At 66.8% G+C, this 16,090-nt stretch carries 17 protein-coding genes; 14 read left to right on the forward strand and 3 right to left on the reverse strand.

The window, feature by feature from the left end; all coding sequences use genetic code 11:
• Nucleotides 1–17 precede the first annotated feature (17 nt).
• The 5 genes from HNP47_RS01250 to HNP47_RS01270 all read left to right on the forward strand — a co-directional run bounded on the left by HNP47_RS01250 (nt 18) and on the right by HNP47_RS01270 (nt 6,240).
• Nucleotides 18–2,636 carry a TonB-dependent receptor domain-containing protein gene (locus HNP47_RS01250; protein ID WP_184277746.1) on the forward strand — a complete coding sequence of 873 codons (2,619 nt, stop codon included), beginning with the start codon at nt 18–20 and terminating at the stop codon, nt 2,634–2,636.
• Between the two features lie 68 nt (nt 2,637–2,704).
• Complete coding sequence (locus tag HNP47_RS01255) at nt 2,705–3,421, forward strand: hypothetical protein (protein WP_184277748.1); 717 nt, start codon at nt 2,705–2,707, stop codon at nt 3,419–3,421.
• Nucleotides 3,422–3,792: 371 nt separating this feature from the next.
• Nucleotides 3,793–4,731, forward strand: a complete 939-nt coding sequence (locus tag HNP47_RS01260; RefSeq protein ID WP_184277750.1) for a hypothetical protein — start codon at nt 3,793–3,795, stop codon at nt 4,729–4,731.
• A 91-nt stretch (nt 4,732–4,822) separates the two neighbouring features.
• Nucleotides 4,823–5,830 (forward strand): sensor histidine kinase, encoded by a 1,008-nt coding sequence (locus HNP47_RS01265; protein ID WP_184277752.1) that lies wholly within the window; start codon nt 4,823–4,825, stop codon nt 5,828–5,830.
• A gap of 62 nt (nt 5,831–5,892) precedes the next feature.
• Nucleotides 5,893–6,240: an ArsC family reductase gene (locus HNP47_RS01270; protein WP_184277754.1), complete on the forward strand. Its 348-nt coding sequence runs from the start codon at nt 5,893–5,895 to the stop codon at nt 6,238–6,240.
• Here HNP47_RS01270 and HNP47_RS01275 read toward each other — a convergent pair.
• A complete protein-coding gene (locus HNP47_RS01275) occupies nt 6,233–7,042 on the reverse strand; it encodes an endonuclease/exonuclease/phosphatase family protein (protein ID WP_184277756.1) in 810 nt (269 codons plus the stop codon). The two genes, HNP47_RS01270 and HNP47_RS01275, sit on opposite strands and share 8 nt — an antisense overlap.
• Nucleotides 7,043–7,049: 7 nt before the next feature.
• On the reverse strand, nt 7,050–7,289 hold the full coding sequence (locus HNP47_RS01280; RefSeq protein WP_184277758.1) for a DUF2188 domain-containing protein: 240 nt from the start codon (nt 7,287–7,289) through the stop codon (nt 7,050–7,052).
• A 176-nt stretch (nt 7,290–7,465) separates the two neighbouring features.
• On the opposite strand from HNP47_RS01280, the gene HNP47_RS01285 reads away from it, so the two are divergent.
• The 8 genes from HNP47_RS01285 (at nt 7,466) to HNP47_RS01320 (ending at nt 14,170) form a co-directional block, all read left to right on the forward strand.
• A complete protein-coding gene (locus tag HNP47_RS01285) occupies nt 7,466–7,864 on the forward strand; it encodes a DUF6249 domain-containing protein (protein WP_055808381.1) in 399 nt (132 codons plus the stop codon).
• Nucleotides 7,865–7,888: 24 nt separating this feature from the next.
• Nucleotides 7,889–8,446 (forward strand): RNA polymerase sigma factor, encoded by a 558-nt coding sequence (locus tag HNP47_RS01290; protein ID WP_184277760.1) that lies wholly within the window; start codon nt 7,889–7,891, stop codon nt 8,444–8,446.
• Entirely contained in the window at nt 8,436–8,852 is a 417-nt protein-coding gene (locus tag HNP47_RS01295) for a hypothetical protein (protein ID WP_184277761.1), read from the forward strand. Before HNP47_RS01290 ends, HNP47_RS01295 begins: the two co-directional genes overlap by 11 nt.
• Before the next feature lie 69 nt (nt 8,853–8,921).
• A complete protein-coding gene (gene panB, locus HNP47_RS01300) occupies nt 8,922–9,758 on the forward strand; it encodes a 3-methyl-2-oxobutanoate hydroxymethyltransferase (RefSeq protein ID WP_184277763.1) in 837 nt (278 codons plus the stop codon).
• Between the two features lie 79 nt (nt 9,759–9,837).
• Nucleotides 9,838–10,644, forward strand: a complete 807-nt coding sequence (locus HNP47_RS01305; protein WP_184277765.1) for a tetratricopeptide repeat protein — start codon at nt 9,838–9,840, stop codon at nt 10,642–10,644.
• A 26-nt stretch (nt 10,645–10,670) separates the two neighbouring features.
• Nucleotides 10,671–12,053, forward strand: a complete 1,383-nt coding sequence (locus HNP47_RS01310; RefSeq protein WP_184277767.1) for a PQQ-binding-like beta-propeller repeat protein — start codon at nt 10,671–10,673, stop codon at nt 12,051–12,053.
• Between the two features lie 31 nt (nt 12,054–12,084).
• Nucleotides 12,085–13,704 carry a ribosome biogenesis GTPase Der gene (der, locus tag HNP47_RS01315; protein WP_184277769.1) on the forward strand — a complete coding sequence of 540 codons (1,620 nt, stop codon included), beginning with the start codon at nt 12,085–12,087 and terminating at the stop codon, nt 13,702–13,704.
• Nucleotides 13,705–13,708: 4 nt separating this feature from the next.
• Entirely contained in the window at nt 13,709–14,170 is a 462-nt protein-coding gene (locus HNP47_RS01320; protein WP_184277770.1) for an NUDIX hydrolase, read from the forward strand.
• A gap of 3 nt (nt 14,171–14,173) precedes the next feature.
• Here the strand turns inward: HNP47_RS01320 and HNP47_RS01325 are convergent, their stop codons facing one another.
• Nucleotides 14,174–15,052 carry an AraC family transcriptional regulator gene (locus HNP47_RS01325; protein ID WP_221414884.1) on the reverse strand — a complete coding sequence of 293 codons (879 nt, stop codon included), beginning with the start codon at nt 15,050–15,052 and terminating at the stop codon, nt 14,174–14,176.
• Nucleotides 15,053–15,196: 144 nt separating this feature from the next.
• Here HNP47_RS01325 and HNP47_RS01330 point away from each other — a divergent pair, with 144 nt between their 5' ends.
• Nucleotides 15,197–16,084 (forward strand): oxidoreductase, encoded by an 888-nt coding sequence (locus tag HNP47_RS01330; RefSeq protein ID WP_184277772.1) that lies wholly within the window; start codon nt 15,197–15,199, stop codon nt 16,082–16,084.
• The last annotated feature ends 6 nt before the right edge of the window (nt 16,085–16,090 follow it).

Raw genomic sequence — 16,090 nt, forward strand, 5'->3', positions numbered from 1 at the left:
CGCGGGGGAGTATCCGAATGACGCAGCGCAACTTCTTGATGACGACAGCCACGATCGTCTGGCTGGCGACGGCTGCGGTCGCCCAGGCCCAGGAGCCGTCGCGTGTGGACGATGTGGTGGTCACCGGCTCCCGGATCGCGGGCGGCGAGCGGATCGCGCCGGTAAAGACTGTGGCCCGCGAAACCATCGCCGCCGCCGGCATCGCCGATGCCGCTCAGCTGGTCCGTCTGGTCACGGCCAACTCGGGCTCGGAGGCCCAGGTCGATCAGCTGAACCAGCCGCAGAGTTCGGGCACAGCCCAGTTCAACCTGCGCAATCTCGGCCTTGGGTCGACCCTGGTGCTGGTGGACGGCCAGCGCTGGACCAACAGCGCCGTGGTGGCGACGGACGGCTCGGGCTTCGTCGATATCAACTCGCTGGTTCCGATGATCGCGCTTCGGCGGGTCGAGGTGGTCAAGGACGGCGCCTCGGCGGTCTATGGCTCGGACGCGGTGGCGGGCGTGGTCAACTTCATCACCCGGCGGGGCGTGGACCGCCCCGAGGTCAGCGCCAAATACGCCGTCGCCGACGGGTCGGAAGAGAGCGTGATCGAGGCCCTCGGCGGGTTGAAACTGCTGGGCGGCGAGCTGACGCTGGCGGCCTCGCATTTCCATCGTTCGGCCCTGGGGTCGGACGAGCGAAACTTCACCCGGGCCGAACGCTATGGCCGCGCCGCCTGGACGGCCGTGACCAGCTATGGCCAGCCGGGTTCCTATTTCCGACCCAGCCGCAACGGTTTTTCGCCCGATCCGGCGTGCGGCGATCCGGCGTTCGGCAGCGCCTATCTGAACTCGCCCACGGACGCCTTCTGCCGGCTGGACTATTCGGACTTCTTCGATCTGGTCCCGGAGGAGACGCGCACGCAGCTGTTCGCCGACTATCGTCGGCCTGTGGGCGACATGACCCTGTCGCTGCAAGGGGCGTGGTCGGCGACCAACACCATCGCGCGCCAGTCGCCGTCGCTGCCGATCCTGGCGCGGTCGCTGACGGTGCCGGCGACCCATCCTGACAATCCGTTCGGCGAGGCGGTGCTGTTCCGGGGGCGGCTGCTAGGGGCGGAGGCCGGCGCGTCGCAGGCGGAGTTCGACTATCGCACCTGGCGTCTGGCGGCGGGGCTGGATGGGCGCTTCGGCAATGGCTGGACCTGGACCCTGTCGGCGACCAGCAGCCGCCAGCACGTCGCCTATGACAAGCCCGACACCATCGGCAGCGCCTTGCAGAATGCGCTGAACGGCCTGGGCGGGGCGGGCTGCAACCCGGCGACGGGAACGCCCGGCGTCGGGGCTTGTCAGTATTTCAACCCGTTCGGCAGCGCCTATTGGGGGACCGGATCGGCCAACAGCGCCGCCCTGACCGACAGCCTGATCGGCTCGACCGGCCTGCGGGGCGCGGCGACCCTGACGACGGCGGACGCCTCGACCAGCGGCGAGGCCCTGGCCTGGGCCGGCGGGTCGGTGGATGTCGCCGTCGGCGCCCAGTATCGCCGCAGCGGCTTCCTTCACGACTGGAGCGATCTGGTGAACCGGGGCGATCTGCTGACGGCTGGCGTGTCGCCGGACTTTGAGGGCGATCAGGAAGCCCTGGCCGCCTTCGCCGAAGCCCGCCTCCATCTGGGCGACCGGATCGAGGCGCAGTTGGCCGGGCGCTACGAATCCTACGACGGCAACGAGGGCCGGTTCAGCCCGAAGGCCGCGATCCGGTGGGACGTCACCGATGCCCTGGGCCTGCGCGCGTCGTGGGGGCAGGGGTTCCGGGCGCCGTCGGTCTATGCCCAGTCTGGGGCGCAGGCATCGCAGCCGTCGGTGTTCGACCGGGGGGCGTTCGTCTTCGTCAACACCCTGACCTCGGGCCGGGCCGACCTGAAGCCCGAGAAGTCCGAGAGCTTGAACCTGGGCGCAGTCTGGACGCCGATCGACGGGCTGGAACTGGGCGTGGACGCCTGGCGGTTCGACTATGCCGATCAGGTGGTCAAGGAATCGGCCCAGGCCATCATCAACCAGGCGGCGGCCGATACGGCGGCGGGGCGGACCGGCACGGAGGCGCAGAGCCGCATCACCCGTTCGGCCAGCGGCGCCCTGACCTTCGTGCAGCTGTATTTCGTCAATGCCTCGTCCATCGAGACGCAGGGGATCGACCTGTCGGCCCGCTATCGGCGCGGCCTGTGGGGCGGGGAAGCGACGGCCTCGGCGACCTGGACCTATGTGGACGCCTATGACATCCGGCTGGACGCGTCGGCCGCCAAGGTGTCGGGCGTCGGTTCGACCAACCTGAACAACATCGGCCGGTCCCTGCCGCGCAATCGCGGGGAGTTCGCCCTGGGATGGAGCGGCGGGCCGAACGCGGTGACGGCCCTGGTCCACTATACCGACGGATACGCCAACGACCGCAGCGGCATCACCGACGCCAGCATCGCCAGCCAGACGACGGTCGACCTGCTGTACCGCCGCACGATCGGCGCTGACCTGGATCTGTCGGTCGGGGTGGTCAATGTGGCCGACAAGGCCCCGCCGCTGGCGCAGTTCGCCCTGGGCTATGACCCGGTCGTGGCCGATCCGCGCGGACGGGTGGTCAGCATCGGCCTGAGCAAGCGGTTCTGAGCAAGCGGTTCTGATCGGCGGTTGCGCGGTCAACCGGGCGGTGTATGCATCCCCTAGGGGAGAATCCGATGACCGACGGCGAGACGACGCGCAAGCAGGCGTTCAAGGACCTGTCCGAGGACGCGCTGGGCTTTGGCGGCGCGGAGGTGCGGACCGCGCGCGACTTGCTGGTGCGGCCACGGTTGGTGCTTCAGGCCTGGATGATCGAGGGGCCGACGGGGGGCGGGCGTTACGCCAAGCCGTTGAAGCTTTATCTGGCGCTGAACGCGATCCTGATGTTGATCGTCTTTCTGCGCGGGGGACTGAGCCTCTATCTGGAAGGCATGCCGGCCGATGTTCTGAACCCTTTGCTTCAGGAAGCGGGCAAGTCGCGCGACGCCTTCATGTCGGACGCTGACGGCTGGATGTCGCTGGTCGCCGTGCCGATCATGGCGCCGCTCTATGCCCTGGCGGCCATGCCGCTGTTTCGCCTATGGGACGCTGAGGACCTGGGCCTGAGATGCGGGTTCCGCGCGGCCTTCGCCTATCTGAACGCCTGGACCGTGCCGTTGCTGCCGCTGGCCTGGTTCATGTTCAGCCCCGGCCCGCTGGCCGCGGCGTGCAGCCTTTTGATGCTGGCGCTCGGCATCGTGGCCTTCATGCGGATGGGGCGGGGACGGTGGTATCGGGGCGTGGTCCCCGGCCTTGCCAAGGGCCTGATCGTGATGACGGCCATCGGTCTGTCCAGCGTCGTCGCGACCTTCATCGTGATGGTCATCGGCGTCTTCGCCGGGTTCGTGGCCTAGACGGTCGCCTGACAAAAACACCGTCTAATTCGTCTAATTCGTCTAAAATCAGCGATGGAGCGAAATTGCACGGCCCCCAAAAAAAGGGGTGCAAAGTGCAAGATGGTGCAATTGCTTAGCTGCTGTTTTCAAAGACCCTTCGACATCATAATCCCGTTCGCGGGCGCGTCGGGTCGATTGACGCAGGCTGCCCTCAAGCGACAGAAATCAAAGCGGAATAGTCGCAAAAAAGAGATGGGAAGGTTTGGCGCCGCTGATCCTGGCTCATCCGCGCAAGTCTCCGCATCAAACCTCATTTTCGGTAATCACCTTGTCGACACGGCGTTGAGCTGGGGCGACAGTGTTCGCCGAAGCCTCAAAACGGTTCGCTAATGTCTCTGCGTTCACAGGCCGCTCAAGTCGCTTGGCTGAATACGAAGCTGACCCTCGATTTCATCAGCGCATCGCGCACCTGGATCGACGAGGATCTGATATCCGCCCTGCTGACCGCTGGCGTGGTGGATGCGAATGTCAGAGGGGCTGACAACGAAAGCGCGGCACGCGACACTTCCATTGGAGCGGGCATTTTGCCGAACGCGCTGCGGCGGCCTGTGAACGCAATCAGCATCGCCATGTCCTTGGGCGTGCCGCGCGAGAGCGCACGCACCAAACTGGCGGGGCTGGTGGACCGGGGCGTGCTGGTGCGGACGGACGGCGGCTTCGTCTTGCGAGCCGAGGTGTCGCAGTCGAAACCGTTCAAGTCCGCGATGGAAGCCTTTCTGCTGGCCACGGTGGAGTTCGTCGATGGGCTGGCGATGCTGAATGCATGCGGCGCCCGCGACGGCGACCGGGTCGTCACGCCAGCCTGGCCAGTCGCAGGTTTGGCCACGCGGCTGATGACGGCGCACGTTCTGAAAGGCATCCAGCACGCCCGATCACTGAAGCCCGAAATCAGCCTGACGACGCACTACGTCCTGCTCTGGCTGTCGCATCTCACCGGGAGCGCCTTGCGCGTTGGTCATGGCGAGCCGGACGCCGGCCTTCTTGCCCTGCTGAACCCGCCGTTCGGGCCAGTGAGCGTGATCGAGGTCGCCAAGGCCGCCAGAATGGACGACGAAACGGTTCGCCGGCACCTTGGTCAGCTTGAAAAAACAGGCCTGGTCATCCGGGTCGCGGGCAAGAGAGACATCAATCTGCCGGATCAGACCCTGGTCGCGAACTGGCTGGATTTCCAAAGCCGGACGATCCTCGGCACGCAGCAACTGGTGCGCAAACTCTATGTCGCGGGCGTGATCGTCGATCGGCCAAGCGAAACCATCCGATTATTCTGAACGACGATGATGAGGTTCGCATCACAGATCGATGCTGGAGCTGCATTCGTCGGTTGCTCGTCGAATGCCGTCGTCAACAGGGGCCGCGCCGATGCCAGCCCTTATTGATGCGTTCGACTGGGCGACGACGCCCCTGGGGCCAAGGCGAGATTGGTCGCCCGCGCTGTGCATTACCTATGACATGATGATGGGAATGGGTTTCGCGGCCAGCGTCATGTGGGGCCCGGAGCGCACCTTGCTCTACAATGGCGCCTATATTCCGCTGCTCGGACAAAAGCATCCGAGCGCCCTGGGTCGTCCGCTGGATCAGGTCTGGCATGAGGTGTGGGACGTGTTGCGCCCCCTGACGGAGCGCGCGCTGGCGGGCGAAACGGTCTTTTTGGAAGACCTGCCGCTGACGATGGTTCGAAACGGATATTCGGAAGACACCTGCTGGGTCCTGTCCTACAGCCCCGTGCGGGAGGGCGACGCGATCGTCGGCATTCTGAATATCGCCATCGAAACGACCGAGCGGGTGCGGGGCGAGCAACACCGGCAGATGCTGGTCGACGAATGCGGCCACCGGGTGAAGAACACCCTCGCCCTGGTTCAAGCGGTCGCCCGCAGCACCTTGTCGGGCGTTGATCGTGACGTGCTGGAGCGTTTCGACGAGCGATTGAACGCCATCGCCCGGACCCAGCAGACGCTGGACGAAAAGGCGTGGAATGGCGGCGACCTCGGCGAGATCGTTCGCGACGCGGTGGGTAATTTGGTGCGCAGGCCGGTTTCCATCTCGGGGCCGTCGGTGCACCTGTCGCCGCGTGTGGCGCAGACGGTCGCCTTGATCATCCACGAACTGACGACGAACGCATTCAAGCATGGCGCCCTCGCCAAGCCCGGCGGCCGCGTCTCGGTCGATTGGCGGCTGGATGAGGGGCAACTCGTCCTGACGTGGATCGAAGGCGGGGGCGCGCCGGCCCATCCGCCGCTCAAGACCGGCTTTGGCGTCAAACTACTCGCGAGAGGCCTGCTGGGGTGCGGCGGCGCGGATCTTCGCTACGGCATAGAGGGGTTCTCGGTGACGTTCACAGCGCCGGCGTCGCGTCTGACCGACAGTTGACGATGCTCGGCGAGGGGGCGAAAGCGGCTGCATCCGCTTGATCCGCGACCTTCGAGAGACCCATGACCTATACCCTCTACGGCATTCCCAACTGCGACACGGTGAAGAAGGCCCGGGTCTGGCTGGAGCAGCAGGGGGTGGACTATGTCTTCCACGACTACAAGAAGGCCGGGGTCGATGCGGAGCGGCTGGGCCAGTGGGTCGACGAGCACGGTTGGGAGACGGTGCTGAACCGGGCCGGGACGACGTTCAAGAAGCTGCCCGAAGCCGACAAGGCGGACATCGACAAGTCGAAGGCGATCGCGCTGATGACGGCCCAGCCGTCGATGATCAAACGGCCGGTGCTGGATCTGGGGGACCGGCGGCTGGTGGGGTTCAAGCCCGAGGCTTACGCCTCAGCGCTTACCTGAGCTGGACGGTCGCGACGACGCCGAAGTGGTCGGACGGATATTCGCCGTTGGTCGGCGTATCGCCGAAGCGGCGGGCCTCGCCGGGCGCGAAGGCGGTCTGTTCGACAAAGATGTGGTCGATGACGCGCTCGGGGTGACCCTTGGCCGGGTTCAAGGTGGTCGTGACCGCGCCGCGGGGCAGGGCGCTGAAGAAGCGGGGGCCGGTCAGGGTCGCCAGGCCGGAATCCTCTTGGGTCGCATTGAAGTCGCCCATGACGACCAGGGGCGTGCCGTCCTGCGGCAGCCAGCTTAGCAGCGACGCGATCTGGCGGGCGCGGACCGGGCCGGCGTCCTGTTGCCACGCCAGATGGGTGACGACGACATCGACCGGGCGACCCTGGACCGCGACGCGAAGCTGAAGCGCGGTGCGGAAATCGTCAAGCGGCTCAAGCCTGGTCGAGGCCTCGGCCAGAACCGGCAGGCGGGTCAGCAGGGCGTTGCCGTAACGGCGCGGGGCGCCCTCGGCGTCGGTCGAGACGAAGGCGACATGATAGCCGCCCAGTTCGCGCGCCAGCATCCGGGCCTGGTTCTCCAGCCCGACATTGGCGTCCTCCAGCACCTCCTGAAGGGCGATGACGTCGGCGTCCTGGGCCTTCAGGGCGGCGATCAGCAGCGGACGACGGGCGGCCCAGTCACCCATGTTGTGCCAGATGTTGAAGGTGACGAGCCTCAGCTCGGCGGGCGTCGTCGTCTTTGGGGCCGTGGCGCAGCCTGCCAGCGGCGCCAGCGCGGCGGCGGCCAGAAGGGTGCGACGGGGGATCATCTCGGCCTCAGCCCTCGACGTCCGTCGAGGGGCGGTCGTGACCGTCGGCGCTTTCGGTGACCCATTCGCCGGCGGCGGTCTCGTATTCGATGGCGGCGGTCTGGTCCGGCACGCGCTGCTCTCGCGCGACGCGTAGGGCGGCGGCCTTGGCGTCGTCGTGGCTGGCGAAGGTTTCGGAATAGGTGTCGCCGGACTTGTAGGCCCAGCCGCCGTCGTGTTCGACGATGCGATAGGTGACATGGGCCATGGGGATGCGCTCCTGAGATTGATGAAACCGGACCCTAGACCGAACCGACGGCGGCCGAAACGGCGACCTTACGAAGATTTCACGTAACGCCGCGCATCCGTTGAGGCGTCGGCCAGCCTCTTGTGATCAGAAGGCCGCCGCATCAGGCTGCTGCAACGGTTCAAGGGATACTCGACATGGAAGACTTCATTCCGATCTTCGCCATCTTCGCCGTCTTCGGCACGATTACGGCCATCGTCTTCGGTCCCACCTTCCTGAAGTACCGCGAAAAGCGCGACATGCAGGAGACCGTGCGTCTCGCCGTCGACAAGGGTCAGGAACTGCCGCCCGAACTGCTCGATGTGATGACCAAGGATGTGCAGAAGGGCCTGCCGTCGCGCAGCAAGGACATTCGCAAGGGCGTGCTCAGCCTGGCGAGCGGCATCGGCATCGCCGGGTTCGGCATCGTGGTTCAGGGCACGACCCACGTCTGGGGCGGCAATGGCCAGGGCGCGTTGCTGGGCATCGCCTGTATTCCCGCAGCCATCGGCGTCGCCTTCATCATCCTGGGCTTCTTCAACCCGAACAAAGACTGACGTCCGCCGGAAGGGGGAAACGTCATGGTCAAATCATTGAGAGACTTCCACGACGTGGAGCTGGCCGCTCAGGCGGCGGCCGGCGGTCGGCGGGAGTATGGCGAGCTGGTGCGTCGGCACGGGTCGGCGGTGCGGGGGCTGTTGCGCCGAATGGGGGCGACGCCGTCCCTGTCCGACGACGTGGCGCAGGACGCCTTTCTGCAAGGGTTCCAGCGGTGCGCGGAGTTTCGCGGGCAGGGGACGTTTGCGGGCTGGATCAAGAAGATCGCCGCGCGGCTCTATCTGAAGCGGGTGGCCAAGGAGGCGCGCTACGTCGCCGAGATCGAGGCCGATCAGGCGGATGTGGTCGTCGACCGCGGCGGCTTGATGGACCTGGACGAGGCGCTGAAGACGCTCAACGAAACCGAGCGTGTCTGCGTCTCCCTGTGCCACGGCGCGGGGATGTCGCATCCGGAAATCGCGGCAGCCATGAATTTGCCGCTTGGCACGGTGAAATCGCATGTCAAACGTGGTCTGGATAAACTCCGTGCGCGGCTTCAACCGGCGCACGGCTCAGGCGGGAGGTCGGTCCATGTCGGCTGACGAATTCGATCCGATGATCGAAAGGCTGTTCGCCCAGGCGCCGAGCCTGCCGGACGAGGCCCTGTTCCTGGCGACGGTCCAGGCGCGCATGGAGACGCGGTCGCGCTGGCGCGGCGTGACCCTGACGGCGGCAGGCCTGATCGGCGGCGTGCTGGCGGTGCGCGAGGGGGTGAACATCAACTTCACCGCCGACGGCGATACGACCCTGGCGCAAGGGCTCAGGGCCGCGGCCGCCACGGCGCAGGGCGCAGCGCAATCGGGCCTGAACGGATTGGGCCTGCAAGATCTGGGCGTCGGGTCGCTGGATCTGATGAACGGCTCGGGCATGATGGCCTTTTGGATCGTCGCCGGGGCCTTGGTCGCCCTGATGGCGGCGGGTGTGGCGAAGCTGTCGCAGGACGTGTGAGCGTGGGTGCAAGGGTGACACTGGCGGGGCAGGGGCCTATCTGACCCCTTCACGTCAGGAGGCCCGGCGATGTCCGTCCACACCCAAGAAAGCGTCAAACGCATCACCGTGCCCGATATCGCGGGACGCAAGGGCGGCGAGCCGATCGTCTGCCTGACGGCCTATGACGCGCCGATGGCGGCCCTGCTGGATCCGCATTGCGACGTGCTGCTGGTCGGAGACAGCCTGGGGATGGCGGTTCACGGCCTGCCCAATACCGTGGGTGTGACGCTGGAGATGATGATCCTGCACGGGCAGGCCGTCATGCGCGGCGCCAAACGGGCCATGGTGGTCGTGGACATGCCGTTCGGCTCCTATGAGGGCGGCAAGGAGGTCGCCTACGCCAACTGCGTGCGGGTGATGAAGGAGACGGGCGCCCAGGCGGTGAAGCTGGAGACCAGCATCGAAATGGCCGAGATCGTCGCCTTCCTGGTCAAGCGCGGCATTCCGGTCATGGGCCATGTCGGCCTGCGCCCCCAGGCGATCCTGGCCGAAGGCGGGTTCAAGGCCAAGGGCCGGACCGAGAGCGAGCGCGACCGGGTGCTGGCCGAGGCCAAGGCCGTCGCCGAGGCCGGCGCCTTCTGCATCGTCATCGAGGGCGTCGCCGAATCGCTGGCGCGCGAGATCACCGAGACGATCGACGCGCCCACCATCGGCATCGGCGCTTCGGCCGCCTGCGACGGTCAGGTGCTGGTGGTCAACGACATGCTCGGCATGTTCGACTGGACCCCGAAGTTCGTGCGCAAATACGCCGATCTGCGCACCGAGATCGATCGCGCGGCCGCCGCTTTCGCCAGCGATGTGAAAACCCGCCGTTTTCCTGCCGAAGTCGAGACCTACTTCTCGAAAAAGCCGGCTTCGCAGTAACGGACGACGTTGCGGGCGGGGAGCCGACCTTCTAGGGTCCGCGCCGGTTTGCATTTCGCGATTTTGGGGCGACGTTTCAGTGGTTGATGTCTTCGAGCAGGTCGAGGAGGAGCTTCGCTCCGACAAGTTGAAGCGCCTGGCCAAGACCTGGCTGCCCGTTTTCGGCGTGGTGCTGGTCGTCGCCCTGATCGGCGCCCTGGGCTGGTGGGGCTGGGACAGCCTGAACTCCAACAAGGCCGCCAAGGCCGCCGAGGCCTATGATCGCGGCATGGAGGCTCTGCGTGCCGACAAGCCGATGGATGCCCGCGCGGCCTTCGAGGAAGCGATCAAGGAAGGCAACGGCGCCTATAAGGTCCTGGCCCTGCAGCAGCAGGCCGGCCTGGCCGTCAGCGCCAACAAGTTCCAGGACGCGGTTCGCCTGTTCGACGAGGCCGCCAAGGCGTCCAGCGATCCGATCCTGTCGGACCCGCCCGCCCTGAAGGCCGCCTTCCTGGTCATGGACACCGCGCCGCTGGCCGAGATCGAAAAGCGCCTGACGCCGCTGGCCGAAGACAAGCGCCCGCTGCACGCCTTCGCCCAGGAAGCCCTGGCCCTGGCGCGCCTGCAACACGGCAAGACCAAGGAAGCGCGTGAGGCCTTCGTGCTGCTGCAACTGGGTCAGGACGTGCCGGACTCGATCCGTCAGCGCGCCCAGATCGCCGTGGAATCCATCGACGCCGGCACCGCAGCCGCCATCAAGCCCATCATCGACGCCGCCGCCAAGGCGACCCCGCCGGCCGCCGGCGCTGCGAACGCGATGACGCCCTCGGCTGCTCCGGCTCAGGCTGCCCCGGCTCAGGCCGCACCCGCTCAGGCGGCTCCCGCCGCCGCGCCGGCCGCCCAATAGTGACGACCCCTTACAGGACGCCCCCGATGAACCGAGTTCTGAAAGTCGCGCTGATCTGCGGCGTCGCCGCAACGATGGCGTCCTGCGGCACCGTGCGCCGCAACCTGCCGTTCGGTCTGGGCGGCGGCAAGGAAGACGTCGGCGCGACCGCCTCGGCCGGCCAGCGCATCTCGGTGCTGGAGTTCGAACAGAGCCTGTCGCCGTCGGCCGCCCTGTCGGGTCGCGACTTCTTCCTGCCGGGTCCGCAGGCCGTGACGGCCTGGACGCAGCCCGGCGGCACATCCGAGAACCTGGTCGAGCACGTCATCGCGGCGCCGAACTTCCAGATCGCCTGGAAGCGGGGCGTCGGCTCGGGATCGGCCCACGTCGGCAACGTCATGGCGCCGATCGTGGCCGCCGACGGCAAGATCTTCGTGCTGGACGGCGAATCGACCGTCTCGGCGGTTTCGGCCGACACCGGCGCGATCCTGTGGAAGGCCAACGTCAAGAACGCCGATCGTGACCGCAACGGCGGCTTCGGCGGCGGCGTGGCCGTCGGCGGCGGCAAGGTCTTCGTCTCGTCCGGCTATCGCTCGATGACGGCGCTGGACGCCAACACCGGCGCGGTGGTCTGGACCCAACAGGTGGACGCCCCGATCCACGGCGCCCCGACCGTCTCGGGCAACCGGGTCTTCGTCGTGGACGTGGACAGCCAGCTGTTCGCCTTTGACGCCAACACCGGCGCCCAGGACTGGACCTATCGCGGCATCGCCGAGCCGGCGCGCGTCATGCGCGCCTCCAGCCCCGCCGTCAGCGGTACGACCGTCGTCGCTCCGTTCGCTTCGGGCCAGCTGGTCGCGCTGAGCGCCCTGAACGGCCAAGCGGTGTGGGAAGAGACCCTGTCGCGCACCAGCCGCACCAGCGCCCTGTCTGAAGTTCGCGACGTGGCGGGCCGCCCGGTCATCAGCCGCGGCATGGTCTATGGCGTCAGCCACTCGGGCGTGATGTCGGCGCTGGACCTGCGTTCGGGCCAGCCCAAGTGGCAATTGCCGGTGACGGGCGTGAACGCGCCGCTGCCGGTCGGCGACGCTGTCTTCGTGGTGTCCAAGTCGGGTCAGCTGATCACGGCCAACCGCGACACGGGCCAGATCTACTGGACGCGCGAACTGAACGAGGGCCGCGAGCGCCGCGAGGGCGGTTTCCTGACCTTCGGCCGTCGCACCATCCGCCCGCAATGGTCGGGACCGCTCTTGGCCTCCAACCGTCTGGTGATGGTCAACTCGTTTGGCGAGGCCGTGGCCTTCGATCCCAAGACCGGCGCTGCGCAGACGACGCTGAAGCTGGGCGCGCCCGCCTATATCGCCCCGGCCGCCTATAACGGCGCGCTCTATGTGCTGACCGACAACGGCCAACTGATCTGCATCCGCTGATTTTCAGCCCAAACTAAGCTAGAAGGCCGACATGGCTCTGAAGGTCGCCATCGTCGGCCGCCCCAATGTGGGCAAATCGACACTGTTCAACCGCCTCGTCGGCAAGCGCCTGGCGCTCGTCGACGATCGCCCAGGCGTGACCCGCGACCGGCGATACGCCGACGGCAACATCGGCGACATGGACCTGACGCTCATCGACACGGCGGGATACGAGGACGTCACCGACGACAGCCTGGAAGCCCGGATGCGCGAGCAGACCGAGGCCGCGCTGGACGACGCCGAACTGGTCATGTTCATGATGGACGCCCGCGAGGGCGTGACGTCGCTGGACCGGATCTTCGCCGAGCGCCTGCGCCGGGTGCACAAGCCGATCATCCTCTTGGCCAACAAGTCCGAGAGCCGCGAAAGCGGCGGCGGCGTCGGCGAGGCGCACGCCCTGGGCTTCGGCGAACCCGTCGCCATCTCGGCCGAGCACGGAGAAGGGATGGCCGATCTGTACGCCGCCATCGTCGCGGCGTCGCAGGACATCTTCGTCGAGGAGATCGACGAGCCGGACAAGCCGATCCGCATCGCCGTCATCGGCAGGCCCAATGCGGGCAAGTCCACCCTGATCAACCGCCTGATCGGCGACGACCGGCTGCTGACCGGGCCGGAAGCGGGCATCACCCGCGATTCCATCTCGGTCGACTGGCAGTTCGAGGGCAAGAACATCCGCCTGGTCGATACGGCCGGGATGCGTCGCAAGGCGCGGGTGCAGGAGAAGCTGGAGAAGCGGTCGGTCGCCGACACCATACGGGCCATCACCTTCGCCGAAGTCGTCATCCTGATGATGGACAAGGACGACGCCTTCGACACCCAGGACCTGCAACTGGCGGATCTGGTCGAGCGCGAGGGCCGCGCCCTGGTCTATGTCGCGTCGAAGTGGGACCTGGAGGACGAGCCCCAGTCCCGCATGGCCAAGCTGAAGGGCATGGCCGAGGACAAGCTGCCGCAACTGAAGGGTTCACCCTTCGTGGCCCTGTCGTCGCACAGTGGGCGCGGCGTCGAGCGGCTGATGCCGGCGGTGCTTCAGGCCTATGACACCTGGTCGGTCAAGGTGAAGACCAAAGACCTGAACACCTGGCTGTCCATGGCGACCCAGCGGCACCCGCCCCCCGCCGTGGACGGCAAGCGGATCAAACCGAAATACATCGCTCAGACCAAGGCCCGTCCGCCGACCTTCGTGCTGATGGCCAACCGCGCCGAGTCGATGCCGGAGCATTACAAGCGCTATCTGGTCAACTCGATCCGCGAGAGCTTCGACCTGCCGGGCACGCCGATCCGCCTGAACGTCAAGTCCAGCGGCGTGAACCCCTATGCCGAGGGCGGCGCCAAGTCCGGGCCGGAACGCTACAAGGGCGACGCCAAGACCGCGCCGCGCCGCGTCAAGAAGGCCGAGAAGGAAGAGGCCCTGTCCAAACTGCCCGGCAAGGCGCTGGAGCAGAAGAAGACCCGCAAGGCCCAGCCCAAGATACTGGGCGGGTTGAAGTCCAGTGCGTCGAAGAAGGCCGGTTCGTCCGTGGCGGTTCAGAAGGGCGCGCGCGGCGGCGCTCGCCAGGTGTCGCGTTCGGGCCGGATCCGCACGGGCCAAAAGGGCGGCGCCAAGAAGTGACGGCGTGAGCGAGGCCGAGAGCGCGCTTCCCGCCCGGCCCACCTCGCGTTGGCTGCTCCTGGACGGGCAGGGGCGGGTGCTGCTGTTCCACTTCGTGTTTTCCGAAGGACCGCTCGCTGGGACGGCCTTCTGGGCGACGCCCGGCGGCGGGTGCGAGGCCGACGAAACCTTTGAAGAGGCCGCGCGCCGTGAACTCTTCGAAGAGACAGGCTTGATCGTCGAAGACCCCGGCCCGCAGGTCGCCCAGGTCCGTGTCAGCTTCCGCCTGCCCGATGGCCGGATGGCGGATGTGGATCAGAGGTTCTTCCTGCTGCGCACGGAGACGTTCGATCTGTCTTCCGCAGGCTGGACCGTGGAAGAACAGGGCGTTCTGGTCGATCACCGCTGGTGGAGCGTCGCCGACATCCGCGCCTCGGCCGAGACGATCTGGCCGGCGGACCTGGCCGACATTTTCGATACGCTCTGAGGCTCAGCCCATCATCAGGCTTTGACGCATACGGACCGCGTCGCGGCCGGGCGGCAGGCCGAACTGACGGGCGTATTCGCGACTGAACTGGGACGGGCTGTCATAGCCGACGGCGAAGCCGGTTTCGGCAGCGCCCTCGACGCCCGTCAGAAGCCGGGCGCGGGCTTCGCGCAGCCGCAGCTGCTTGTGGAACTGCAACGGGCTCATGGTCGTCACGGTGCGGAAATGCCGGTGGAACGTGGACAGGCTCATGCCCGCCATGTCCGCCAGGGTCTCTAGCCTGACGGGTTCGGCGTAGTGGGCGCGGAGCCAGTTGATGGCGCGACTGACGCCTGACAGGCGGCTTTCGGCCGAGCCAATCTGGCGCACGGTGGCGGCGTGCCGGCTGTGGAGCAGGCGCCAGATCAGTTCGCGTTCGATCATTGGCGTCATCACGGCGATCTCTTCGGGCCGGTCCAGAAGGCGCAGCAGGCGCGCCATGGGCTCCAACAGTTCGTCCTCTAACGCTGTCACATGGATGCCGCTCGGCGGCGGCTGATCCGAGGGGGCTGGCACGTCGATCTCCAGCATCAGGCCAGCGATGGCGGCGGGGTTGAGGTCGAAGCTGAGGGCGCGATACGGCGCCTCGACGATGCTGCCGCACACCGGCAGTTCGGCCGAGACAACCAGGCAATCGCCGGCCTGATAGGAATAGACGGTCTCGCCCAGGATCGTCTGTTTGGCGCCGCACACCACCAGGCACAGCATGGGATCATAGGCGACGGGGACCAGCCGCGTCTGCGCGTCGCTGCCATACAGGCGAAGACCCGGCACGGCCGATCGCGACAGATCAGGCGGCGCGTGACGCGCCACGATGTCGCTCATTTCGGGCAAAAGGCTCATGACGGCATTCAGCGCCCGTCATCGGCTATTCGCAAGCGGGCGAGGGCGGTTTGACAGGATCGTGCAAGCCTTCGCCCGGATCGCCCTAACGCCGGGCGCCCGAAACCGCGTGTTCTCCGCCTGGTCAGGCAGAGGAGATTTCCCATGACAACAACCAACCAAAAGACTTGGCTCATCACCGGAGCGGCGCGCGGTCTGGGCGCCGGGATCGCCCGCGCGGCCTTGGACGCGGGCGACCGCGTCGTCGTCGCAGGTCGAAACCGCGACGCCCTGGTCAAGGCGTTCGGACCGGATAGCGACACGGTGCTGAGCCTGATGTTGGACGTCACCGACACGGCCGCCATCGCAGCCGCCGTCGAGGCGGTCATGGCGCGCTTCGGCCGCATCGACGTTCTGGTGAACAACGCCGGCTATGGCCACCTCGGCATCTTCGAGGAAACCAGCGCACAGGATGCCCGCACCCAGTTCGACACCAATGTCTTCGGTCTGTTCGACATGACACGCGCGGTGCTGCCGATCATGCGCGCGCAGAGGTCGGGTCATGTCTTCAACATCTCGTCGATCGGCGGCCTGATGGGCGGTGAGAGCGGAGCGATCTATTGCGCGTCCAAGTTCGCGGTCGAGGGATTCAGCGAGTCCGTCGCGCAAGAGGTGCGTCCGTTCGGCATACACCTGACCATCGTCGAGCCGGGCTTCTTCCGCACCGACTTCCTCGACGCCTCGTCGATCCGATACGGCGATAATCCCATCGCCGACTATGCCGAAGCATCGCGCGCCATCCGCGCCTTCTATGACGCGCGCAGCCATAATCAGGCAGGCGATCCCGCGAAGTTGGGTCAGGCCTTGGTCGTCTTGGCGAATGCGGAAAATCCGCCGGTGCGATGGTCTGCGGGCACAGACGCCATCGGCGTGGTCGAGATGAAGGCGGACAGCCTGAAAGCCGAACTGGCGGCCTGGCGCGATCTTTCAGCCTCAACCGACGGCGACTTCACCTTCCGCGAAGAGCCAAGGCTAGGCGGCGCCTGGGGCTGATCCCAG

The organism is Brevundimonas vesicularis, assembly GCF_014204545.1.
GTDB classification, from domain to species: Bacteria; Pseudomonadota; Alphaproteobacteria; order Caulobacterales; family Caulobacteraceae; genus Brevundimonas; species Brevundimonas vesicularis_B.